The sequence below is a fragment of the Lysinibacillus sp. JNUCC-52 genome (genome assembly GCF_015999545.1).
GTDB lineage: Bacteria > Bacillota > Bacilli > Bacillales_A > Planococcaceae > Lysinibacillus.
This window is the reverse complement of the sequence record NZ_CP065546.1, coordinates 4,443,565-4,467,004: the sequence shown is the minus strand read 5'-3', so window position 1 is coordinate 4,467,004 and position 23,440 is coordinate 4,443,565. Positions and strand designations below refer to the sequence as shown.

The following is a 23,440-nucleotide window of genomic DNA, read 5'->3' as shown; positions in this document are numbered from 1 at the left end:
ACTTACCTCCTTTCACTCCATCCTTTCTTTTAAAAGCCTTGTTTCGGTATTTCTAATTCCTCTTGCCCATCATGCACAATATCAATTTTGCCTCCTCCTGCTGAGCATTGCGTATGACAACGGGATAATAGTGCTTGCTTGCCCTCGATATTGACATTTTCCATCCCTTCCATCCAGTCGATGGAACATGTGGGCGTACACGGTTTTTGTAACTTCAAGCAGACGCCAAAGGTGGGAATGTTGTCGGGGTTTCGATCGCCTACATTCAATACGGCTTTATCTTTAATATAAACACCATGATCCTGTGGTAAATTTAAATAATTGAGGTGGCTACCATGCTCACAGGAAATAATCGCTCCATGGACCACGTAACTAAATTGCTCTTGTTCCGAACCTTCTGTCTCCAAATTTTCTACAACTTGAGCCATTCGGTACCCTTCCCTTCGTATATGTTTCAAATTGCACTTTTGATTTAATTTCCATTTGAACGCTTATTAATATCGTTCTAGTTTGACGCGCTGCAACTGAAGTCCAAGAAATGGTCGTCTTAATATACTTTCTGCAACATCTAAATGAACGATAGTGAAAGATTCCCTTTGACTATTAACTTGAAAAATATAGTCCAATTCAACCTTTTTAGGGTTTATTACGAGCTCCTTGATACGTCCGTCTGGATAATAAGTCGTTTCCTGGGAAATACACTTTTTCTGCATTATGTCCATCAGCCAATATAAGCGCTGTGTTCCTTTTTTTACATCTGTAAATACGATGGCTGTAAATGCTAAGTGATCCTCAAATTTTACGAATAACTTTTTTAATTGATCCGACACAATGGTCCGAGGCTTTTCTAAATAATCCAAATATACTGCATGCTCTTTTTCCACTACTTCTGCAAATACCGACGAACAAACAAAATCATCTTCAAGGTCTGTCTTCAAAGGAAGAATCGGATTTGTAATAGTGGAGTCTTGCCGAACAATAAAGTATTCCATCTTGACCTCCTGTAAGCTTCATACCTATCTTCCCGTACGGACGACATTACTGAATCCAATGAATATCTTGTATTTGGGCTTGGCTGAATTGATACTTCCCTTGATCGCGTTGAAAGAATGTTGCTCCTTTTAAATTAGCACCTGTAAAATTGGCACCAGCAATTTGAGCAAATTCAAATTTTGCCTGTTCTAAATTTGCATAACTGAAATCAGTGCCAAGATAACATGGAACTTCATTTTGAGAGAACTTCAAGGTTTTTCCTTGTGCATGCGTAAAATTAGCACCTGCTAAATTGGCATGTCGAAAATCAGCATCTTGAATCATTGCATAGGAAAAATCCACATTCGTTAATTGACCATTTACAAAACTCGTACCGATGCACACACTTCGTTGCATTGTAGCTCCTGCTAAATCACTGTCTTGGAAATTCGCATAGGAAAAGTCCAACTGATTGAAATCTCTGTGCTGTAAAGGTAGGTTTGAAAAGTTGCCAAACGTATACGATTGATTCGTCTCTTTTGACGCTAGCGTTAACAAGACATCTTTTTCTACTCGTTGTCGTTCGTCCATAATCGCGACATCTTCACTAAACCCTTTATATTCACCGACTCGAAATCTTAAGCACGCCGCTCGTTGAAAATGGAGTTTAGGGACGCATTGTTGTTGATAACGAAAGAGATAGCGGAGTAATTGGCTAATATATTGATGAAACCGTATAACTGTCTGCTGCATAATCACGCGAATGTCCGCTGCTTGAATGCTAATATATGGCTTTCTTTCTTTCTCAAGTGCCTTTTGTAATTCGAACATCGCATCACAAAGCCAATCCGCTTCATACTGTGCTGTGCATTGTGTCCAATCGCAATACCATGTTTCTCCATATGCTTCTAGTACATACGTAAACTTGTTTTCTAGTAATGATGTTCGAAGCAATGATAGATGAATAAAAGCAACTGGCGCTAACTTTCCTTGTTCTTGCTGTTCATGAATATTCGTAAAAAGTTGTTCAAGTGCGTAAATGATTGGTTTAAGTAAAACTTCCTTATTGTTGCGAAACTGTCGATCCACTTGCTCCTGCAAACGGTGGGCATGAACTGACACGCATTCATCCATAAAATGCTGTAATGCTTCTTCTCGTTTCATGTATCTACACCCTCACTAATTTGCACGTACTTCAGTTCCTTTAATCTCCATTTTGTCTTCCATCTTGATTGAATTGTCTTTACATGTCATCTCAATTTTCTCATTGGCATTTATCATAATTTGCTTAGCATTTATCACGACTTTATCTGTTGCTTTTAAGTTAATATTTTTATCACTAATAATTGAAATACCATTATCATCCATCAGTGTAATCATTAATCCTCCACCAGAAATAACAATGCGATCAGGTGCAAGTAGAATTTGTTTACCATGCTTTGTTCTAAGTGTTTTTACATCAGGATCAGCCATGCGCCCTGGATCTTGGCGGCTATCTTCTGGTGGTGAAGCACCGCCTCCTCCCCCCTGACTAGAAGGATTCGTTGCTGATAACATTGCCCCAGATTGTGGCGGTGCTTTGGACACAGAGCTAATGGCAATTCCTTCATCCTCACGGTTGCTTGGGAAGTAGATTCTAACATTGTCAGATAACTCAGGCATAAAATACCAACCTGTGTTATCCTCTGATGCATAGATCGTTGAGTATGGAAACCAGTACGCCTTATTTTTTTCTTGCCCCTCATCGAAATCAACATGTATACGAATTTTGTCTCCTGCCACATCAATGACTTTTCCTTGGATAGATGCACCAATTATCGCTTGATTATAGGTCGTGTGGACACTGAAGCCGTTCTGAGGTGTGAGCGTATAAATATGTTTTAATAAGCCATTTTTAAGCTTGGAGACAATTTTGAAAACATATAGTTTTTTTGATTGAAACGAAACTTCATTGCCGATTTTGAAGAGTTGCGGCGATTCTACTTCATAGTACATGTAGTCACTAGCGGTAATACTATCGAGATGATTTTTACTTGAGATAAGGAAATTGCCGATTGCTTTTTTAACTCGGTAATTTATTGCATCCATTTTTTGCACCGCACCTGCTTGGAACGGTACGCCAAAGTAAAATTTTGCGGCGCCATGAACTGCGTCTGGCACTAAGCCTGTATGAAATCGCGATGCCATGCGTTTTAGAAACTCCCAGTCCGTCTCTAAATATTGCATCGTAAAGTTACCAATACTAGCGCCTTTTGTGACATAATCCATAAAATCGGCGCCTGGTTGATCGGTAATACATTCCTTTATTAATTCGGTATAGGGCATTTTGGCATTTTGGTACGTTTGGTTTTTCTTCTTCACATCTAACACATACGTATGCGAAACCGCCTTTACCTCCAAATAATACGTCTCCATTACCGATTTCACTTGTACATCCAATGCTAGTCCATTAAAAATTGGCGTCGATTGTCCCGTACTATCCAATTGCAGTACTTCAATGGCCGTCTCTGCGTCCGTCATATAAACGTAAGAATCTTCCATTTCATCTGGAATGACGCCTGTTAAACGCAATGTTGCATGCTCATTCATTTGTTGTGTCATTTCGATTTCACTCACGCGGATATTGTAAGGCATCACAATCATATCTTTATACGTCAAAGCTGTTTCCTTTGCCATCACACAACACCTTCTCCATTTAATGATTTACTTTCGATTGCGATTGTTTCTAACATGCCATAAGCAATCGGTTGCCAAATATTCATTTCTTTTTTCAAGCAATTAACTGAGCCAGTTGCCACATTGTCGCCTACTATAAACAAAAACATTAAATTATAAATCTTGTTATCGAGTGCCTTCGAAATAAAATCAAAATAGCCAATTTGGTGTCCGTTCACTTCTTTCATGCCGATATCCAACATTTCTGCATCTGGCTGTAATTTTTGTAGGATAGTCATCATCGTTTCTGTAAAATCTTCTAATTCCTCTTCTTGTAGCTGTTGCTCCATTATTTTCATCGTGACATTAATGGACGTACTTTCGCTTGTATAGATGTAATCAGGTCTACGGCTTGAAGGGTATTTAATATCCTTTAAATCGGGTTCCATCTCTTCAAAGGCTGTAGGAATACACATCCTTATTTGTTCGTCGTAAAAAGGAAGCTCTGCAAATTCAATTACTTCATCGTCAATCGCAAGCTGACCCGCTTGAATCGCTTTTACAATGTCCGTTTGCAATAATTGGTTTTCAATGTTTTCCATTCGTTTTTTTTGCCTTGCATGCTTCGTCATTTCAATAATTTCTTCATCCTTAAAATGCATTCTATTCGCCCCCTTTGTTTTTACAGTCTTTTGAGTATACATAGTTGCTTGCTTTTCACTTTTGCTGTTGTAACAAAAACCATCTCTTTCAATCTTGTAAAAATGCTTGCAGACTACTAGCTAGTCAACGATCACACGCTTCGGTCGTCCTTGACTGAGTCCTTTCATCCGACCACCACCTTTAGCTTCCATTAAAATACGATTCAAGTATTTATGAATTTGACTATTCGTAAGCGATTGATAGTCTAGCTCTAGTCGATTGCAAATATAGAAATCAATCGCATCTCGTTGCACCCGCTCCTGATTGATGCACTCCATGGCAAAGGCTATATCATACGGATTGGTTGGTCGATTTTTTAACAGCTCGCGTGCAAAATATTGCAAAACCACTGGGTGGTATGTGCTTTTTTGTAAGCCTGCATACTGGCAGTGAAGATAATTCACTGTGTTGAATTCAGTGGCAAAGTCGAAAAAATCGATATGCTGTGAGCGCAGCTTAGCACCTAACTTTAATTTAAAGCGCGCTAATTCTAGCTCATTATGTGCAAGCTCTAACGAATCATCTAAGACAATCTGTGATGTATGTTTGCTAAAATCTAAGTCATTTACTTCCTCAGCAAATCGTACTTTTAAGATTGTTTCATTTCCTGTTGCTTCATAAGGGAGCTCAAAGCTATCCGTTAGCATATAAAGACTGCCATTATGCTTCATAATGCCGTTTGAAATGATTAGCAGTGTATCCGCTACAGTGATTTTGGCCCCAGCAATAATGCCGTTTGAATAATCTTGAAAATAAATATCTAAAAATTCTCTTGGGAAATCTCGTAAATTTTCCAGCATTTCTCGCTTTAAAATGCGACCTTTTTGAAAATGTGGATATTGATTGGCAAACAAGCTGTCATCCACCTCTATTCTTGTTTTCACTTGTGTGCGCTTTCCTTACTTTAAGCCGTCAAAGAAATCCAACTCTGATAAATCCGTTTCAAAAGCAAAGAATTCCTTTTTGCCGATGTACAGTTGTTCTTCACGTCTAGCAACAGGGACAACATGGAAACCCCAGTGATCTTCTCCTGCGAAGACAAAAAATTTCACTTCCCCATTCATAATGGAATCTGTCTCGTCCTGTGGTATTTTATGTTGATAATTAGCCGCTATATTGTCATAAAGAACAGGCACATACTCTTCCTGGCGATTAACGTAATTGTATTTATAGGATGATTGATTGTCGGTACCTGTTAGGAAGAATTCAACTTCCGTTACACCCCATGGTCGAGAAATGGTGCCATGAATTTGGTTAAGTCGCTCTAGACTGCTAATCAGAAGTTTTTCCTGACGATTATGGGTAAAGGCACTTACTGCATAAGGTACGACAGGTGCATGATTCGTCACGGTTGTTTCAATCATGCCTATCTTCTTCGCATTTAAATAACGAAGTGCTCCTCTTAGGCAAGCTAGCTTTAACTCTGGCACTTTCCCAATATTTTCAGCCTTCTGTCTAAATTCAATGCTTCGTCCTGGTACAAACTCCTTTAAAGCCTCGCGAAAAGCATCAATTTTACACGATTGGCCTGTTAGCTTAATAATGGAATATTCACTGAGAAGTCCATTTTCGTAAAACTCTTCTAAAAACTCTCGCACAATATCATAAATATCCGCTTTAATTAGATGGTTAATTTCCTTAATATTAAAAAAGACGTTCGGATAATCATACACATCTTTGAATTGATTGTTTTCTACTAATGATAGGCACCATCGGTCAACAGCCGTTACATTCAAGTCACTGTCCTGCTGCAAATCGTTTTCCGAATAAAAGCGGCTGCGCAAAATGCCTGTTTTGCGGAAAAATTCCTTCTTCATTTCCTCCGCCATTTCCCATAAGAAATAATAATTATTACGTACACGTAAGTATTCATCACGTGTGCGATTTTCGTATTCCTTAAAGCGTGTCGGAATAATATACTCGGCATCTGAAAAGGCTTTTTCAAATTGCTCGTAAACAGCATCTACACCATGATCGTCTACATATCGGTAAATATCCTTGCCTGGAATATCAATTAATGCATCAATGTCATAGGCATTTTTTCCTCGGCTATAATAGTTTGCAAAAACAATCTTCATAAATTGAAAAATGCGATATGTAATATTGTTGCCACCAAAATTGGTATCACCATTTTCATAGGTTGTATGAATATCGATTTTGTATGAAATATGCCCGTCCTCTATGCGGAACTTACACGATGAAAGGTCTGTTGTTCCACCACCACAATCAATGACGAGTGCTTTATATTCCTTTTCATCTAAAAAGCTATTATTCTCTATTTGATTGGCGATTGTATTATAAAGAACTGCCATCCCTTCATCGAGTGCATGCTCTGTTTCGATGTTGTATTCAGGTAGGATCGCCTGAAACATGTCCAAAAATTGCGTTTTTAGCTTTACAGGACTAGAAATATGTAAATGCGCAAAGCGACATTTAAATTGATGTTCTGCCATTCGAATAATATAAAGCATAAATTCCCTTAAAATTTGGCTTCGTGGCACAAGTGCTGTATTGCCATTTGCATCCATAATCTCTTCTGATTTTGTATAATTACTTACCCACCGTTTAATGCCTTGGAATTTCGTTGCTAATGACGTATAGCTATTCTTTTTCATCATTTTTAATGCTTCATAGCCGTAGTAATAGCTCACTTGGTCTTGATTTGAACAATCTGCCACTGTCATCACTGTTGGGACAACTTCAATCCATTCATTTTGGTGGAGCGGGTCTGGAAATTGCACAAAATTGATGCTGTTTAGCTGAATTCTGTTATTTAATAAATCATGGCTACAAGGAGAGGACACATAATCATTTTCTAAATAAACACCCGCAGTTGTATTCGTCGTGCCAAAGTCGATAGCAAGAATCGCATTGGTTGTTTCTAGCTGCTTTATCTCTAAATCTTGTATTGGTACTTTATAGTAGTGAAGATTTGTCGGCGGAAGTGGGGTCTCTTGATAGTAAGTTTTATAAATATACTCTGAATCTTGCTTTCGTAAAAAAATAAAGCTGTAGTTTTTATTTTTTGTCTTCTGAATTCCTATTGCTTCATCTGCAGCAAAATAGTATTTGTTAGGGCGCTGGTCATCCTTTATGACATTCAGGATGGCGCAAAGTTGTAACTCATCATTTACGAGCAAGACATTCGATTCAACAAGAAACCCACCTGTTTCTACATAATACTGATCTGGCTTATCCATTTTCATACCGCTATATAAGCTCATTTTGGCAGGAATTTTTATTTCACCATTGTCTGACATAGGTGTTTTTAAATAGGTTTGCATAGCCGCTTCGACTCTTTCAAACCCTCCGTCTTTGTTTTCTTTAATAAGAAGGTTTTCTTCGGCCCCACGATATCTTAAAATTTTGTCGATTAACTCGTCTCTCGTTAGTGTATTAATAAGCCCAGTCACAAGTTTTTCCTTATAACAAATATTTCGAAGCTGAAATGTGGTCATTTCCATTAGCTCTACACGTGTAAATGTCATATACTTTTTTTCTGCAAAGCGATTATTCACATTCAGCTTATATGAATATTTAGTCGTCATTCCAAATCCCTCCTTTTGCCCCGTTTAGTATAGAGCTATGCGATCTAGCATCATCGTTTGCTCTGCATCAATAATGCCGAAGTGATATTGCCAATAAACCTCTAATTGAAAGCCAATTGGCAAAAAGATTTCTTGTATAAGCTGCACTTTTTGCTCATTTTGTTGTGTCTTCTTTTGACTTATATAAATAAGCAGTTCATCCTGTTCCTCGGATTTTATATAGATCAAGCAACCTTTAAAGAGCCTTTTTAAAGTGTCTTTTAATAAGTAAATTTCTTCACCTGTCTGGTAAAGCTTTAGTATGTTCAGTACAACTATTTCTTGCTCCTTTTTGGAAAAGGCATGAATATTTCGACGCACTACATTACCAAATACATTGGCTTCCATATCTTTTAAAATAAAGCGAATATAAAATTCCATTGTGTTCATTCCTTGCATCCGATCAATTTCGGCTAAGAAATGCAAAACGATGTCGAAAAGGTATTCTCTAAATTCTCTATCTGAATAATTATCAGGATGAAACAAGTTGTTAAAAATGCCAAAATAGCGGTAATATGGATTCACCTCAACATGCTGTTCCACATACTGTGCATTTAAAATAGGAAGACTAAGCTCCATATAGGGCGAATAAATTTCAGCAAGGTAAAAATAAATATCCTTTTTAGAAAGCCCTTCATCTTCGGCTTTAATAAGCAAATCCCAAATATAATTCATAGCCAAACACCTACACATTTATATTCAAAGAAATGTCGTTGTACTTCTGATACTAAGAAGCTTAAAATGTCATTCGCTAAAAAGTCTTTTTCCTCTTTTGCCTTAAACTTTAAAAGCATTATTTTTTTATGGCTATGTTCGCCTAGCATCTCTGTTATGAAAGGGTTCGTACAGTAGGTAAAGCTTGCTTCTAAAAATGAATTGACTATTTCAATATCAACAAGCTCAAATTTATTTGCCGCATCGAAGGTGTTTACCATCCGAATAATTTCCCCCTTCGTTTTGACATTTGAAGAATGCTTACTAGCAAATTTAGACGTAAAATGCTCTATTCGCCGATTGGAGACAAGCTCGAAATTTAGCTTACCTAGCTTCTCTTCTTCCATTTTCACTACTTTTAATAGCTTCCAAATCCCTGACTTATCTTGTGGCGAAACAACCGTTAATTCATTGTCTGTTCGTTTGATGTAGCGAACATTCTCCACATCTGCTTCTATAAGATAGCCATGTTCATTTCCCATTTTCCGAATTGAAAGGACATGCTCATAATTCACCTTATCGATTGCTGGAACAGGAAACCCAATATTTTTGACTTCATGCCGTTCAATATTCCAAAGCGGTACTACATTCAGTCGTTTGTTTACCTCATATTCTTCTAAATCAACATTAATTTGAGTAATTTCCGCATCCTCGTTCAAAGGGGAACACTTCACTAAATTGACATTAAAAAACTTATAGGCGAATGGATGATTGATTGTTTTCCATGGCAATCCATTTATTTGAAAGATCGGATATAGCTTGTTGATTTCTTGCAAATAGTCAGTATTTCTTGTAAGGCTAACTTGAATCGATATTGGCCCTGCTGTCGTTACAATGGTTCCGTTAAACAACCGTTCCTCAGCTAGTAACTGCTGAATTTGGACCGAATCACATGCGAGAAATAATGGAAACAGTACTGCTTGTTCATTGCGTTCAAGCGATTGCAGCAATTTATTTAGTTGAATTGTTTTACTTTCTAAATCAGCTGGTCTCATCGGAAATAAACATTGATGAATTGGATCAATATCCTCCTGATGACTAAGCGTTACAAAAATATCAAATCGATTCTCCACATCTTCCATCTCATTAAAAACACGCTCTTCAAGCTTGTTGTTCATTTCCTCCTGATAGTCGATTAAATTTACAAAAACGCCACTTACAATATCTTTTAGTAGTTGACGTTGCTCCAAATCTTCAATTTTGCGTAACCGTTCAATCATGAGCTCTTTTATCAATTTATTTTCCCTCTTTCATCACTTCTGCATCGGATGGTTCACCGCTTGCTGGCCCTGTCTCCATAGGAAGTGCCGCTTCAAAAGACGGGTCGCTTGTAGCAGCTTGAGGAGTAGGGTTTAATTTATCATTGGCATTCATAATTTTTCGCTCAAGCCCTAACACTTTTGCGATTAGTTCCGTTTCCTGATAAATTTCTTGAGCCAATGTGTACGATTCAATTGCTTTCTCATAATCTAAGCGCGCATAGCTTTGATCGCCATTTTTTTCTAATCCTTCAGCTTGTAATTCTTTCTGTGCCTTTTTCAATTCGGCAATTTTAGCTTCTGTTTCTTCAATTTTAGTTTTTATTTGAGGCTCGCCCGTAAATGAGATTGCTAGGGCCTTTTTTCTTGCCTTTTGATAGTTTCCTAGGGCTCCATTGTAATCTTCTGCATCAAATTGAAGATCTCCATCCTTTACTGTTTCAGCAATTTGTACAATGGTATCCATATTGGCGATGCGTTGTTCCGTTACTTCTTTTCCAAAGTTTTTAATAAGCTTGCCTTCTTTTTTTGCCTTTTCGTATTGTTCAAGCGCTTCTGTAAATTTCCCCGCCTCGGCTGATTTATCGCCATTGATGATTAGGTCCGTAATTCTTAACTTTTTCGCGAGTAAATTTCTATGTATTGGATCCTTCAATTTTTTGGCCGCATTTCTGCCCTCACTATATTCAAGAAGCGCCTTGTCGTAATTGCCGTCTTGGAAATATAGGTTGCCACTCTTTTCATGATCCTTCATCTCAATCGTTAATTCTGCCATTTTTTTCGCTTGCTTTGCCTGATAAAAAATCGTACTACCACCAACGACTAAAGTTACGACTAATGCAGCCGCAATCATTTTAATGTATTTCATTTTTTTCTTATTTGTTTCCTGATAAACCTTGTTAACAAATATAGCGGCGATTGTGTAATTATTGACGACTTTCCTTTGCCTACTTAGAAGCACTTCTTCTAATAAATCAGTGTATTGCTCAGGATCTTTCGTTTCCTCCAAAGCATCTGCCATTTCAATTTCACTGACATCTTCCCAAAAGCCTGCTGTGCTAAGCACTAATACATCGCCATCGATTAACTTCATTTTCTTCGAAATAAATGGCGTAAAATCATTCGGCTTCCCAAGATAATTGAGTAAGTTGCTTCTTTCCTCATGCTGGCTTATATCGAGCGAACGATCCCTACTATTAACGATTTCCTGTGCTAAACTTTGATCAGTGCTTTTATACGTTAAAGTGCCATTACGAAAATGATAAAGCCTCGAATTTCCTGCAACTGCCACAATCATTTTTGAGTAATCGGATACAACCATTACAATACTAGCCTTCAACCGAACCCTTAAGCTTTGTGCTTGCATGATAGCTTGCGCATTTTTTAAATATTTTTTAATCGCTCTTCTGGATATTGACGGCTTTTCCATAAATTTTTCGAGAATACCTTTGACCGCTAGTTCTGCACTATTGATTTCTTGATCGGAATCCAACCCTTTGACCGCCACCCAACAAGCAACATCATCTAGCTCAGCATAGGCAAAGTAATCTTTATTTTGCATAAAAGAGCCTGCTTCCGATAGAAAGCTTGTTTTAAAGTCGCTGTTTTCCTTTCTCATCATTCCACCTCCTTAACCTAAACGGGTTACCATGTTTTTTCTAAAATTACGATTGTAGCATTGTCTTGATTTTTTAAGCGTTTTTGTTCCACGGCTTTAATAATGTCTTGCGCAATATCATATGGTGGGGCATGCTGTGAAAGCATTTTTTCCAATTCTACTTCTGTTAAAGTATCGTAGACACCATCACTGAATAGACAAACCTTGTCACCATTTCTTAGCTGAATAGGTTTCTCTCCTATATCTAGATTTTTAAATCCTTCGTAACCTAAATAATTGATCAGTCTCTTTTTCAGTGGGTTTTCTTGCACCTCTAATTGAGAAATTTCCCCTGAAATATAGCGTTCCTTTAATACTGATTCAAAAATATGTTTTTGATTGATTGCGATGAATTCCCCATTTCGAAAGATTGAAATTACACTATCCCCGACAGCCCCCCAATGTAAGTAACCATGCTCATCAATAACTGCCGCTACTAATGTAGTTCCACCATTAGAGCCATTTAAATTTTCTAGAATCATGCCATTGCTCGTTAAGGCCGTTTCCTTAAAATAAGACCGTATATTTGCTATACTAGTTAGCTTCATAAACTTATGAATAAATGTCGTAACTGCAACTGTACTAGCCATTCTGCCATTTGCTAATCCACTGATGCCATCAGCAAGAACCGCCATCGTGCCAACGGGTGTTTCAACAGTCGAAAAATAGTCATCCTGTTCATCTCGCCTACCAATGGTTTGCCCATTTCCAATCGCAATCTTGCTCGTTTCTTTTTTATGCATTAGTATTTTGCGCAGTATAAGTAAAGCAATGATGACAATGATGAAAGCAAGTGCAATCATGTAAGATAGTAGTGTCTGATCCATTTTTCATCATTCCTCGCTTTGGTTGTTTTCCCATTCAAAATGCACACCACATAGAGGAATAAATAGAAACATACTTGTACCAAGTTGTATAACGTCATATGCTGCTAACTCTGTTGGTGTATAAACTGCTTCATTATTTAAATAAGCTAAACCTGATGCATCCCCAGGCAGCAAATAGAAGTTTCTTTTTTTAGGGTCATAGACAATAACTGCATGATTACGTTTCGAAATGCTATTGTCGCCAATAATGCGGATATGCATATCTTCTGCTCGTCCGATAAAGTTCTTTTCAGATAAAATCCGATAATCTCGTCCCATTGGAGGTCCTTCAATACAAACTAGCCATCCTGTGACAGGGTCAATCCCATCCATTTCGCCAAGATACGGCATCGTTTTATCATCCACTTCTGCAACAGCCGTAGCCGTCGTTATTCTTGGTTCTTGCTCTACCATGACATTGCAATAAGGACAAACATTTCTATGTCTTCTTGAACTAAACATGTGACCATTCGTACATCTAATCAAACTCATATTGTTATCCTCCATCTTCGTTACGAATCTAGCTTTTCTTTATTTTGCTAAAATTCTAGTATTTGCTATGTATATAATATCTCCACTATTTAATCGATAAGGGCTTTCCTGTTTTAAACTACTTTTCACACGCTTATGCGCTTTTTTAATGCCTACACCGTTCACAGAGTCAATATCTTCTATGTACCACATATCGGATACACAATTTAAAACAGCATGCTCGTAATTTATGAGCGATTCGTATTCTGTGCCATTTAAATCTATATCTACCTCTCGTTCAGTTGAGCTCTTCCCAATGAGCAATGAGGTTTTTCCTTCTAACAGCCACTCTTCAATTTCTGCTCCACGTTCGTTCAGTAATACAATTTTCTGAATGTTCGTATCTGTAAATTCATAGATTGTCTCTTTTGCTTCATATTTTATTAATCCATAAACAAGGACAATGATGACCATCATAGTGCCAATGATTGTTTTCAAAAGAAAATTTTGATTCATAACAAATACATATAAAATAAAAAAGAAGGCAATGATCACAATGATAATATCGATAATTTTAATTATCATTTGGTTATTGGCATTGTGCGTATTTACTTCCATTGCATTTTTTATGTCATTCACGAAAGCACGCTCCTCCACGCTAAGGTTTTACTTGTTAAAAAATCGTTCGAATAATTCCGTTGTATCTAAAGGGTTTTTCTTTGCTGTTTTATGAAGTGTTGATGACGTTTCCTTCGTTTTTGGATTAAAACCGAAAAAATGCTCAAAGTTTTGCTCGATATCATTCATATTAAACTCTTGCTTATGGGTAGTTGTTCGATCTTTCGTTTTCGTTGCCTGTTCGAATGTTTGCCCACCGCTTTGCGCTGCACCATCAAGACGTGCATCATATGCTTCTCTAGAAGACGTATCCTTTAATACTTTATAGGCCTCTTGTACATCTAAAAAGATTTGCTCCGACTCTTTATTGCCTCCGCTTACGTCAGGATGATGTTTTTTCGATAATTTCCTATATGCGAGCTTAATTTGGTCTTGTGTTGCTTGTCTGCTAACACCTAAAATTTCATAATGATTTTTCACGATTTTTCATCCCCTGTATTAGGATTATTCAAAATTATCTAAGGAACTATATAGTCCCTTAGATAATGTGTTGTGACCTATCAAACTTCTACTTAAACAGCGTAGCCGCCTTCGATTTTCGCAAGATCTGTTTTATCTTTCTTCTGCTTAATGAATAAGTAGAATTCTCCGATCCCTTCTGTGTCGCCATATCTTTCTGAATAGTCAACAACAAAGGCATTTGGGAAATGGATTTTTCTTACTACTTGATCAGCTGAAATAACTTCTAGTGTTACTTTACGGTAACAGTCTGCCTTTTCAGCAGGGACTAATGACCATAATCCTAATTTCATCGTATCATCTGAATTATCGCCGTCTGTCGCAGTAAGGATTTTCCCCTTAACTTTTAACGTTGCTCCAACATCTGTTGAACGAGCATTCGAGTCATTTGGAGTATCTGTTTCATACTCCACTGTCATAATGCTTTCTAAACCTAATTCAATTGCTTCTGATCCTTCTACTTTTAATACAAAACCCATTCTTATTTCCCTCCTAATATTTTTTGAATGTACTCGTTATACTGAACTTGATAAAATGTCCATGTTTCTAGCTGACTTCATTTCTCGCATAAATTTTGAAAGAATTCCAACGAGAAATATGTATATATTTCATCAAGTCAGTACATCAAGATCATTCATATTTATGTTAAAAGATTTATTTAAAAACAAATCTTAAACATACAATTCTAAAATCGTTGTATGCAGTCTGTTATGGTAATTTTTAAGCTTTCACAGCACTTGTACCTTTAGTAATCATCACTTCAAGATTTTTCACATTGCCGTTAAATACGAGATCAATTTGGCATAAGCTTGTTTTTTCATCAATAATGTAGCCAATGTCATCACCATCATGGATAACGGAGTTTACATAGCCTTTATCATTCAACCACTTACTTTTTTGGCTGCTTGGATTATTACTAAAGAATCGAACAATGTTTTCATGCTTAAAGTCCCCTGATTGGAATCGTAGAATTCTTTCAATATACGTACTCACTTGTGTTTTGTAGATTGAATCAAATCCATCCTCTTCCATCGCTAAGCTTCTTGCTTTATACACTGTAATACGCTTAATATCTTTATCCTGTAGCTGTGCATTTTCTGAAGAAAATACAAAACCAAAGCTTCGGCTATTAATCGCATCTTTAATATTGTTCGTAAATCCAGAAATTTCTTTTGCCATTGTTGTGACAGCTCTTAATGCGTTATCGCCCGCTTCAATATCAAAGCGTACACCTGGATAACTTCTTTTCACATTTCGGAATGACTCTTTCAAATATTCAGGACATTGATAAGCAGACACTATCCCTGCTGCCACATAGCTAGCACCTACATATACGCCTTCTATCCAAAGCTTGAGTATATCTTCCTTTTCTTTCGATAGGCGCGCACCATTTTCGGTTGTTTGCATCCTTGTATCAATTACTACGCCAGACTTGTCTTTCGGAATAATTGTAAAATTCGGTAAGCAAGGAATCGCAAATTCACTGTAATCTTTTCGAAGGAGCACCGAGCATTTATCGATAAGGCGATCAATGCCTGCTGTTGCAATGCCGTTGAAAGTAGTTTCTTCTTCTGTCATAAAGTTAAAGAATATTTGGACTTTATAATCTTTTACTGTATCTAGAAGACTAGATAAGGATTCCATCGTGTTACCTTCTTGCTTTGCAACCTTTTCATTTCCTTTAAATCGAGATCTACTAACTTTCATTTTTCCAGATGCTTCAAGTTCAATTGCTGGAACGATGCCATACCATACAGTATCTGTGAAATCATTTTTTGAATTGACTGTATTTAAATACGTCCGCAACCTTGGTAAATTATTACTCTTAACGAGCATATCCAATTTTGCATTTGTCACTAATAACGAAGGTTGCATACCTTTATTTTTTGTCGCATATTGATCAAAATACATTTTGACACCTATTAGTTTTTCAACTAATGGCTTCACTGTCTTTACAAATTCATCCTTAGCATCCTTATAGAATTCTAAATATGTATTGTAATTTTGCACCTCTGTTTCAACGTCAAATTCTGCTCTTACAGATGGTAATGGCGAGAATGTTCTTACGACTAAATCCTTTACGTAGGAGGATGGTGATTCTGTTATCGCCTCATAGTCTTCCTCAAATACGGTACTCAAACCATAGTTACTATTGTCCTCAATAACCATCAACTCAGAAGTATTCGTTTGAGGTGCCTCAATAATTTTAAGTTCACCCGTATCACCAATTGTTAGGGTTCCGATTTGCAGCTTTTCGGATTCGTTTTCCTCTTGATTAGCACCTAGTAGCAGTCTTGTTTTAATATCTTCGATTGCTAACGGCAACATAGCCATAACATTGTTATAATTTCGGCTAGCTACTTCGAACATAAGATTTAACTTATCCCCTGTGTCTAGCTTTTTTGGATCGCCTTCGTCTAACTTGTCATATTCTCCATATAAATAATGAATTTCTTTTCTTACTTGGCGAATATCGTCCATTACCTTTTTAGGGGAAATCATATCTAGTAAATTTTCAAATTTAAAGTCTACATTCGTTATTCCTTGGCTTCGCTTTGTATCAATGAGGGTAAATAGCATCTTTAAAAAATCATTGTTTTGATCGATAGCGATTTCGGAAATACAATCTTCTTGAATGCCTTCAGGTTTTTTAAGCGTATACATTACTTTCTGATTTGCAGCATTGTAGAACGAATAGACGGTTGGAGAGAATTTATCTAAAAATTCGTCAAAGCTTTTGACAAGAAGGTATTGATTAATTTCTTTCACTTTTTCATCGCTTAGACTATCAATTCCTTTTACGTCCCCCACTAATGTAATCAAATCCAGCTTTTCAGGATTGATTTCCTCAAAGAGCATTGTTCTGTTTGTTTGATTAATAATCTCCATTTATTCGGCTGTATAACCTACAGCCATCCCTCCTTTTTATTATAAATTCGAGTAAGCATAATCATTAGTGAACACAAACTTTATTTTTACTTTTAAGTAATAAAATTCCAACTAAAGTAAAATAAAATACAGTTTCATTAAAACTGAAGTTGAAATTTTATTACTATTTTATCTACATCACAAATGACATTATGTATCACAAAGTAACTATACAATATCTAATTATATTGTCAATATTTACAATAGAATATTATGTAAATTATAGGATACTAATGGTTTTTCGATAAAAATGCGACATTATAAATTTTATGATATTTCTCCAAAAAAAAGTGTAATTATTCATTTTTTTTATTAAAAAAACAGCCTAAAGTGTATTTTAAATACGCCTTTAGCTGTTTAAGTTTGTTCCTAGTTACACTGTAAAATGATAGTATCGGATTATACATCCTATTTAATTGGTTATTTTGTATTATTTACCTTAAAATAGTTCCTTATTCTATTGACAAATTCTTCAAATAGAATAATGCATTTCATAACTTTTAAAGAAGGGCATCTTTTTTTTGCCTGTAAAGCCATTCCCCACATGATCGTATGGGCTAAAAGCATAGTTACCCTTTTATTATATTTTCTTATATGATCAATATTATCCTCAATTAGCCTCTGTGAAATATCAGGTGGAACCATATTTGTTAATAAATAATAAAAAGTTGCTGCTAAACTATACATATCTGTATAGACCCCTTGTACAGAGACATTTGAATATTGCTCAAGAGGAGTGTACCCAGGGCTTATAAAAATTTGATATTCTTTGGCATTTTTATAAAAAATCGCAGATCCAAAGTCTAGTAAAAATGGATTACCCTCTAAATCGATCATAATATTACTCGGTTTAATGTCTCGATGTAGAATACCTTGTTTATGTAGATAACTTAAAGCATCCATTAACGGCAGAAAAATACTAGTGTATAATTGCTCCCTATTATTAAGTGAAATATCTTTTAAATAATGATCTAATAACTTGCCTTCATAATAATCCATTATGATATATAGCGTTCCATTCTCCTCAAAAAAGTCTATAAAATTGACAATATTTCGATGACTTATTTGCTTCATGATGATGGCTTCGTTTAGAAAAGTTGCTTTTAAATCCTCAAATTTTGTTTTGGTAGATGGCAAACGATTTATCACTGCTCTATTATCTAAATCCCGTAACGCAAGTTCCTGTGGGAAAAACTCTTTAATCGTTACCTGCCTGCCTTCATTGAGTGTTTCCGCCAAATAAACAATAGATAATTTACTAGTAGCAATTACTTCTTTTGTTTTATATGTATCATGAAGAATACTATATACAGGTAAGCTTACTTCACATTGAGCCACAGACATTTTCATTTTTCCTCCCTTTCATCAAATTTTGTTGCTCTTAAAACAATAATCATAAAATAGAACGCTATCTCAATATGTAATTATTTTAACTAAAATACAAATTAAAGCAATTATATAAAATTACACCTTTTAATAAAATAATTATTGGATATGAAACTTCCAACTCCATAACATGCCTTTTCTATCCATCAAAATAAAAAACGTCCGATAAGTAACAATCGGACGCTTTTAGTTCAGTTCATTATTTTTGCAATCGAATCTAATTTTCATTGGTTGCTTATCTATCCAAATTATTTTGCCTCAACTATAGCTTCTAATGCGGCTAATCCTTGGCTCAATAACTTAAAGTTTGGACGTTTCATATTGTTTGGTTCTTGTGCAACCATCGCCTGTAAATATCGTTTCAGCTCTTTTGTATAAGCCTTCGTAAATTCCATAAAATCAAATATATATTGCCATTCTTGTGCATCCGAAAACTCATCAAAATTTGTAATGACTATATTTTTCCCCTCTTTTTTATAAGTATAGACATTCGCATTTCCAAAAGTATCAAGAACTCGCTCCTCGCCCGTTTGATATAAATCAATTAATAGGTGATTTAATTCAATCACTATTGTACTGTGCAACGTTGTGGAGAAGAGTAAAGTTTCTTTATTATTTTCAAGTACAAATACTTCTAAATAGCTGTCGAGATAATAATCTGCATGGACGGTTTTATTTTTCAGAACCGATACATCATCTTCTTCTAGATCAAATCTAATTTTCATGTTAATAGTATCTCTCCAAAATTATTCCTTTTTTACATTTTTTTCTAAATCATTTAATCCTTGTCTAAGTAAAATAAAGTTTGGACGTTTCATAATGTTAGCTTCTTCCATTACCATCGCATGCAAATATCGTCGCAGCTCTTTTGTATAAGCCTTCGTAAATTCCATAAAATCAAATGAATATAGCCATTCTTCTGTATTAGAGAATTCATCAAAGTTTGTAATCAGAATATTACCTCCTTCTTTTTTAAATGTATAGATATTGGCATTACCAAAAGTCTCAAGAGTTTGCTCCTTGCCAGTTTGATGCAACTCTATTAATAGTTGATTGAAATCAATAACAATAGTACTGTGCATTGTTGTAAAGAAAAGTAATACTTCCTTATTTTTTTCGATAACAAATACTTCCAAATAGCTATCAAGGTAAAAATCTGCATGAACATTTTTATTTTTAAGCACAGATACATCATTTTCGATATCGAATCTTATTTTCATTTTAAGTCTCCTTTAGTTTATTTTCTTATTACTGATGTCCCACTTCTTGGATAAGATGTTTTAATAATATTATCCTTTGTAACAATTGTTGTCATCTCAGAAATGCCATACTTTTTTGGATGATACGTGTAAACTTTAGTACCATCATTACGAGTACTTTTTAAAGTTCCTTTTTCTAATGATTCCATGATTAAATTTTTTATCTGTGATCTCCGAGTGCTCTAGGGAATAATGTTGTACCTCTATTTGCAGTAGTGCCCGCAACATGTCTTTTGTAAATGTGCTCCCAACCTGTACTGCTATTTCCATCTAATAAAATCCCTTTGGCATTAAACTTTTGAATTTTACCTAGACCAGCAAAGGCATCAATTTCAGCGGATTTCCCTGATTTCTTCAATAGTGCGAATAATTTACCTGATTTAACCACTTTTCCCGCTGGAAAGAGAGAAACTAAAGCTATTCCTTTTTCTGTAATACCAGCATTCGGGTTGAAAATCGTTCTTACATCATCCAGTACTAAAAAGTCTATACCTTCTTTAGCTGCATCTACTGCAAATTGACCAGCTCTTTTAAGCCAACTAACAGTAGATTTTGCCCAGTTCAAAGCTGTATCCACCCATGTGGTAGGTTTTGCAGAAGCACGTGCTGCCAGGAGCATATTTCTTGCTTCACTGGAAATAGCAACGGTGTCACGCTGTGGCATGGCAAAATTTTTAATGTTTTTATCATTGTTTTGGTTTGATGTAGCAATTAATGGATTAGTGCTACTAAATCTTTTCACAGATACATGAGTAGAATGTTGCTGATTAAAGTTAGTATTAATTGACATATAGACCTACCAATGAAAGTATTAAATTTTACGTATATTATACAATGGTGGTTTTTTCTATAAAATAATAAATTTTTTCGGAATTTCACTCCATCCGAGATATTTTTATCAAAATATTCTACTAGAATACGTTTCAAAGGATTAATATTTTTCTCTTTTCAAGTAACTTCAATTTTCCTCAAATACAAAAAAATGCCCGATCAGTATAGTAAAATACTGGTCGGGCATTGCGTATTATTATGCTTTTTGATAGCGAAGCACTGGTGTACGAGCAGCGCGTGTTTCGTCTAAACGGGTTACGACTGTTGTATGTGGTGCTTCTTGTACGATAGAAGGATTTTCTTCTGCTTCTTTCGCAATTTGAATCATAATGTCGCAGAATGCATCTAATGTTTCTTTTGATTCTGTTTCTGTAGGCTCGATCATTAATGCCTCTTCCACGTTTAGTGGGAAGTACGTTGTTGGTGGATGGTAGCCAAAGTCTAACAGACGTTTTGCAATATCTAATGTACGAACGCCAAGTTTCTTTTGACGACGACCAGATAGCACAAATTCATGCTTACAGTGACGGTTATATGGTAAATCATAGAATGGCTCTAGGCGACGCATCATGTAGTTTGCGTTTAGTACCGCATATTCTGTGACAGCTTTTAAGCCATCTGGACCCATCGTACGAATATACGTATATGCACGTACGTTAATACCGAAGTTACCATAGTAAGGTTTTACGCGACCGATTGATTGTGGACGTTCATAATCGAAATGGTATGAACCTTCTTCTGTTCTGACAAGTACTGGTTTTGGTAAGAACGGAATCAAATCAGCTTTTACACCTACTGGACCTGAACCTGGTCCACCACCACCGTGTGGACCTGTAAATGTTTTGTGTAAGTTTAAGTGTACACAGTCAAAGCCCATATCGCCAGGACGTGCTTTACTCATAACCGCATTTAAGTTAGCGCCGTCATAGTATACTTTACCGCCAACTTCATGGATAAGCTCTGCCATTTCGATAATATTTTCTTCAAATAGACCAAGCGTATTTGGGTTTGTTAGCATTAATGCCGCTGTATCTGAACCTACTACTTTACGTAAATCTTCGATGTCTACTAAGCCATTTTCATCAGATTTTACTGTAATCGTTTCAAAGCCTGCAACTGTTGCTGATGCAGGATTCGTACCATGAGCTGAATCAGGAACGATAACTTTATTACGATGTCCTTCTCCATTTGCTTCATGGAAAGCACGAATCATCATTAATGCCGTCCATTCGCCATGAGCACCTGCAGCTGGTTGTAATGTCACTTCATCCATTCCTGTAATTTCTACTAAAGATGTTTGAAGTTCATAAAGAAGCTCCATTGCCCCTTGTACTGTTGATTCATCTTGTAATGGATGAACATTAGCAAAACCAGAAAAACGTGCAACTGACTCATTAATTTTTGGGTTATATTTCATCGTACATGAACCAAGTGGATAGAAACCAGAGTCTACACCGTGATTACGACGAGATAACGCAGTGTAATGACGCATAATATCAAGTTCCGCAACTTCTGGTAACTCAGCTGCTTCTTCACGAATTAAGTTTGCAGGAAGTAAATCTGCAAGATCAACTTCTGGTACATCTAAAGCTTCTAGGCTATACCCTACGCGACCTTCTTTTGTAATTTCAAAAATGAGTGATTGATTTTCGTTATGCATTGAGAGCCCCCATTTCTGCAACAAGTGCATCAATTTCTTCCTTCGTGCGTAATTCTGTTACAGCGATTAGTACATGTTGTTTAAGTGAATCGTAAGTTTGACCTAAAGGATAACCGCCGATAATACCTTTTTTAATTAAGCCTTTATTGATTTCTTTCACGCATTTATTTGTTTTCACAACAATTTCGTTAAAGTGCGCACCTTGGAAAGCAACGGTAAAGCCTGCCGCTTCAAAGGCATTTTTTGCGTAGCGTGTTTTCGCAATATTTTGCGTAGCCATTTCTCGAACGCCTTGCTTTCCTAAAGCTGTCATTGCAACAGAAGCTGCAAGTGCTAAAAGTGCTTGGTTTGAACAAATGTTAGATGTAGCTTTATCACGACGGATATGTTGTTCACGTGCTTGTAACGTTAACACATAACCACGGCGACCTTCACCATCTACCGTTTCACCAACAAGTCGGCCAGGAACTTTACGCATTAATTTTGTAGTCACCGCGAAGTAACCACAGTGTGGACCACCGAAGCTTTCAGCAATACCAAATACTTGTGCATCACCAACACAAATATCAGCACCAAGCTTACCTGGAGGTGTTAAAATACCAAGTGCAAGTGGGTTAGATGATACAACAAATAAACTTTTTGCATCATGTGCAATATCACCGATTACTTGTAAATCCTCTACTTGACCAAAGAAGTTTGGATATTGTGCAATAACAGCCGCTGTATTATCATCAATCAGCTCTTTTAAAGCTTCAACATCTGTCACACCATCTTTATGAGGGATTGTTACGATGTCAATTGATTGACCGTATGCATATGTAGCAACGACATCACGATATTCAGGGTGAACCGTTTCAGATACTAAAATTTTCTTACGACGTGTATGTCCTGCAGCTAACATACCTGCTTCCGCTAGTGCCGTTCCGCCATCATACATAGATGAGTTTGCAAGATCCATTCCTGTAAGCTCAGCAATCATTGTTTGGAATTCAAAAATCGCTTGTAATTCCCCTTGTGAGATTTCAGGTTGGTAAGGTGTGTACGCAGTATAAAACTCTGAACGAGAAATGACATGGTCTACAATAATCGGTTTATAGTGATTGTAGACACCTGCGCCTAAGAATGATACGTTCGCATTCGTATCATTATTTTTTGCAGCAAGGGCTGCTAATTCTTTTAAAAGTGCAGATTCTGATTTTGCTTCTTTAATATCATAAAGGCCTTTGAAACGTACTTTTTCTGGAATATCCTCGAATAACTCATCGACTGATGATACACCAACTACGTCTAACATTTCTTGTTTGTCTTGCTCCGTCATTGGTAAATAACGATGTTTCATAAATGTAGGTCCCTCTT

At 36.3% G+C, this 23,440-nt stretch carries 22 protein-coding genes; all 22 read right to left on the bottom strand.

What is annotated here, in order from left to right; all coding sequences use genetic code 11:
• Positions 1 to 29 precede the first annotated feature (29 nt).
• The 22 genes from JNUCC52_RS22095 to gcvPA all read right to left on the bottom strand — a co-directional run bounded on the left by JNUCC52_RS22095 (position 30) and on the right by gcvPA (position 23,423).
• Positions 30 to 428 (bottom strand): DUF4280 domain-containing protein, encoded by a 399-nt coding sequence (locus tag JNUCC52_RS22095; protein WP_172771975.1) that lies wholly within the window; start codon positions 426 to 428, stop codon positions 30 to 32.
• Between the two features lie 66 nt (positions 429 to 494).
• Positions 495 to 992: a hypothetical protein gene (locus tag JNUCC52_RS22090; RefSeq protein ID WP_337980832.1), complete on the bottom strand. Its 498-nt coding sequence runs from the start codon at positions 990 to 992 to the stop codon at positions 495 to 497.
• 46 nt (positions 993 to 1,038) lie between these two features.
• The gene (locus JNUCC52_RS22085; protein WP_337980831.1) at positions 1,039 to 2,136 is read right to left on the bottom strand and encodes a pentapeptide repeat-containing protein; all 1,098 of its coding nucleotides are present in this window, start codon (positions 2,134 to 2,136) and stop codon (positions 1,039 to 1,041) included.
• A gap of 15 nt (positions 2,137 to 2,151) precedes the next feature.
• Positions 2,152 to 3,648, bottom strand: a complete 1,497-nt coding sequence (locus JNUCC52_RS22080; protein ID WP_337980830.1) for a phage baseplate assembly protein V — start codon at positions 3,646 to 3,648, stop codon at positions 2,152 to 2,154.
• A complete protein-coding gene (locus JNUCC52_RS22075; RefSeq protein WP_337980829.1) occupies positions 3,648 to 4,289 on the bottom strand; it encodes a hypothetical protein in 642 nt (213 codons plus the stop codon). Before JNUCC52_RS22075 ends, JNUCC52_RS22080 begins: the two co-directional genes overlap by 1 nt.
• A 120-nt stretch (positions 4,290 to 4,409) precedes the next feature.
• Positions 4,410 to 5,213, bottom strand: a complete 804-nt coding sequence (locus tag JNUCC52_RS22070) for a DNA and RNA helicase (RefSeq protein ID WP_337980828.1) — start codon at positions 5,211 to 5,213, stop codon at positions 4,410 to 4,412.
• Between the two features lie 15 nt (positions 5,214 to 5,228).
• Positions 5,229 to 7,877 carry an acetate and sugar kinases/Hsc70/actin family protein gene (locus tag JNUCC52_RS22065; RefSeq protein WP_337980827.1) on the bottom strand — a complete coding sequence of 883 codons (2,649 nt, stop codon included), beginning with the start codon at positions 7,875 to 7,877 and terminating at the stop codon, positions 5,229 to 5,231.
• Between the two features lie 24 nt (positions 7,878 to 7,901).
• Positions 7,902 to 8,597 carry an iron-dependent peroxidase gene (locus JNUCC52_RS22060; protein WP_337980826.1) on the bottom strand — a complete coding sequence of 232 codons (696 nt, stop codon included), beginning with the start codon at positions 8,595 to 8,597 and terminating at the stop codon, positions 7,902 to 7,904.
• Positions 8,588 to 9,865 (bottom strand): normocyte-binding protein, encoded by a 1,278-nt coding sequence (locus JNUCC52_RS22055; RefSeq protein WP_337980825.1) that lies wholly within the window; start codon positions 9,863 to 9,865, stop codon positions 8,588 to 8,590. The genes JNUCC52_RS22060 and JNUCC52_RS22055 overlap by 10 nt, the downstream gene beginning before the upstream one ends.
• Position 9,866: 1 nt before the next feature.
• On the bottom strand, positions 9,867 to 11,510 hold the full coding sequence (locus JNUCC52_RS22050) for a PP2C family protein-serine/threonine phosphatase (protein ID WP_337980824.1): 1,644 nt from the start codon (positions 11,508 to 11,510) through the stop codon (positions 9,867 to 9,869).
• 23 nt (positions 11,511 to 11,533) lie between these two features.
• On the bottom strand, positions 11,534 to 12,373 hold the full coding sequence (locus JNUCC52_RS22045; RefSeq protein ID WP_172771982.1) for a PP2C family protein-serine/threonine phosphatase: 840 nt from the start codon (positions 12,371 to 12,373) through the stop codon (positions 11,534 to 11,536).
• A 6-nt stretch (positions 12,374 to 12,379) separates the two neighbouring features.
• Positions 12,380 to 12,904, bottom strand: coding sequence for an FHA domain-containing protein (locus tag JNUCC52_RS22040; protein ID WP_337980823.1), 525 nt, complete (start codon positions 12,902 to 12,904; stop codon positions 12,380 to 12,382).
• A 39-nt stretch (positions 12,905 to 12,943) separates the two neighbouring features.
• Positions 12,944 to 13,522 (bottom strand): FHA domain-containing protein, encoded by a 579-nt coding sequence (locus tag JNUCC52_RS22035; protein WP_337980822.1) that lies wholly within the window; start codon positions 13,520 to 13,522, stop codon positions 12,944 to 12,946.
• Positions 13,523 to 13,549: 27 nt separating this feature from the next.
• A complete protein-coding gene (locus JNUCC52_RS22030) occupies positions 13,550 to 13,981 on the bottom strand; it encodes a J domain-containing protein (protein ID WP_337980821.1) in 432 nt (143 codons plus the stop codon).
• 92 nt (positions 13,982 to 14,073) lie between these two features.
• Positions 14,074 to 14,499, bottom strand: a complete 426-nt coding sequence (locus tag JNUCC52_RS22025) for a hypothetical protein (RefSeq protein ID WP_025219974.1) — start codon at positions 14,497 to 14,499, stop codon at positions 14,074 to 14,076.
• 241 nt (positions 14,500 to 14,740) lie between these two features.
• Positions 14,741 to 16,909: a transcriptional regulator gene (locus tag JNUCC52_RS22020; RefSeq protein WP_172771985.1), complete on the bottom strand. Its 2,169-nt coding sequence runs from the start codon at positions 16,907 to 16,909 to the stop codon at positions 14,741 to 14,743.
• Positions 16,910 to 17,368: 459 nt separating this feature from the next.
• Positions 17,369 to 18,292, bottom strand: coding sequence for a serine/threonine-protein kinase (locus tag JNUCC52_RS22015; RefSeq protein ID WP_139859873.1), 924 nt, complete (start codon positions 18,290 to 18,292; stop codon positions 17,369 to 17,371).
• Between the two features lie 290 nt (positions 18,293 to 18,582).
• Positions 18,583 to 19,059 (bottom strand): hypothetical protein, encoded by a 477-nt coding sequence (locus JNUCC52_RS22010; protein ID WP_139859872.1) that lies wholly within the window; start codon positions 19,057 to 19,059, stop codon positions 18,583 to 18,585.
• Positions 19,060 to 19,080: 21 nt separating this feature from the next.
• Positions 19,081 to 19,554: a hypothetical protein gene (locus JNUCC52_RS22005; RefSeq protein ID WP_337980820.1), complete on the bottom strand. Its 474-nt coding sequence runs from the start codon at positions 19,552 to 19,554 to the stop codon at positions 19,081 to 19,083.
• A gap of 199 nt (positions 19,555 to 19,753) precedes the next feature.
• Positions 19,754 to 20,383 (bottom strand): hypothetical protein, encoded by a 630-nt coding sequence (locus JNUCC52_RS22000; protein WP_337980819.1) that lies wholly within the window; start codon positions 20,381 to 20,383, stop codon positions 19,754 to 19,756.
• Positions 20,384 to 20,620: 237 nt separating this feature from the next.
• Positions 20,621 to 22,084, bottom strand: a complete 1,464-nt coding sequence (gcvPB, locus tag JNUCC52_RS21995; RefSeq protein WP_172771986.1) for an aminomethyl-transferring glycine dehydrogenase subunit GcvPB — start codon at positions 22,082 to 22,084, stop codon at positions 20,621 to 20,623.
• Positions 22,077 to 23,423 carry an aminomethyl-transferring glycine dehydrogenase subunit GcvPA gene (gene gcvPA, locus JNUCC52_RS21990; protein ID WP_172771987.1) on the bottom strand — a complete coding sequence of 449 codons (1,347 nt, stop codon included), beginning with the start codon at positions 23,421 to 23,423 and terminating at the stop codon, positions 22,077 to 22,079. The genes gcvPB and gcvPA overlap by 8 nt, the downstream gene beginning before the upstream one ends.
• Between the last annotated feature and the right edge of the window lie 17 nt (positions 23,424 to 23,440).

Bases quoted from the DNA above. Each gene is read 5' to 3' on its own strand.
- JNUCC52_RS22025 (WP_025219974.1), bottom strand. From the start codon at position 14,499: ATGGGTTTTGTATTAAAAGTAGAAGGATCAGAAGCAATTGAATTAGGT.
- JNUCC52_RS22015 (WP_139859873.1), bottom strand. From the start codon at position 18,292: ATGTCTGTGGCTCAATGTGAAGTAAGCTTACCTGTATATAGTATTCTT.
- JNUCC52_RS22005 (WP_337980820.1), bottom strand. From the start codon at position 19,554: ATGAAAATAAGATTCGATATCGAAAATGATGTATCTGTGCTTAAAAAT.
- JNUCC52_RS22095 (WP_172771975.1), bottom strand. From the start codon at position 428: ATGGCTCAAGTTGTAGAAAATTTGGAGACAGAAGGTTCGGAACAAGAG.
- gcvPB (WP_172771986.1), bottom strand. From the start codon at position 22,084: ATGCATAACGAAAATCAATCACTCATTTTTGAAATTACAAAAGAAGGT.
- JNUCC52_RS22045 (WP_172771982.1), bottom strand. From the start codon at position 12,373: ATGGATCAGACACTACTATCTTACATGATTGCACTTGCTTTCATCATT.
- JNUCC52_RS22090 (WP_337980832.1), bottom strand. From the start codon at position 992: ATGGAATACTTTATTGTTCGGCAAGACTCCACTATTACAAATCCGATT.
- JNUCC52_RS22010 (WP_139859872.1), bottom strand. From the start codon at position 19,059: ATGAAAATTAGATTTGATCTAGAAGAAGATGATGTATCGGTTCTGAAA.
- JNUCC52_RS22000 (WP_337980819.1), bottom strand. From the start codon at position 20,383: ATGTCAATTAATACTAACTTTAATCAGCAACATTCTACTCATGTATCT.
- JNUCC52_RS22085 (WP_337980831.1), bottom strand. From the start codon at position 2,136: ATGAAACGAGAAGAAGCATTACAGCATTTTATGGATGAATGCGTGTCA.
- JNUCC52_RS22080 (WP_337980830.1), bottom strand. From the start codon at position 3,648: ATGGCAAAGGAAACAGCTTTGACGTATAAAGATATGATTGTGATGCCT.
- JNUCC52_RS22020 (WP_172771985.1), bottom strand. From the start codon at position 16,909: ATGGAGATTATTAATCAAACAAACAGAACAATGCTCTTTGAGGAAATC.
- JNUCC52_RS22050 (WP_337980824.1), bottom strand. From the start codon at position 11,510: ATGATGAGAAAGGAAAACAGCGACTTTAAAACAAGCTTTCTATCGGAA.
- JNUCC52_RS22040 (WP_337980823.1), bottom strand. From the start codon at position 12,904: ATGAGTTTGATTAGATGTACGAATGGTCACATGTTTAGTTCAAGAAGA.
- gcvPA (WP_172771987.1), bottom strand. From the start codon at position 23,423: ATGAAACATCGTTATTTACCAATGACGGAGCAAGACAAACAAGAAATG.
- JNUCC52_RS22075 (WP_337980829.1), bottom strand. From the start codon at position 4,289: ATGCATTTTAAGGATGAAGAAATTATTGAAATGACGAAGCATGCAAGG.
- JNUCC52_RS22065 (WP_337980827.1), bottom strand. From the start codon at position 7,877: ATGACGACTAAATATTCATATAAGCTGAATGTGAATAATCGCTTTGCA.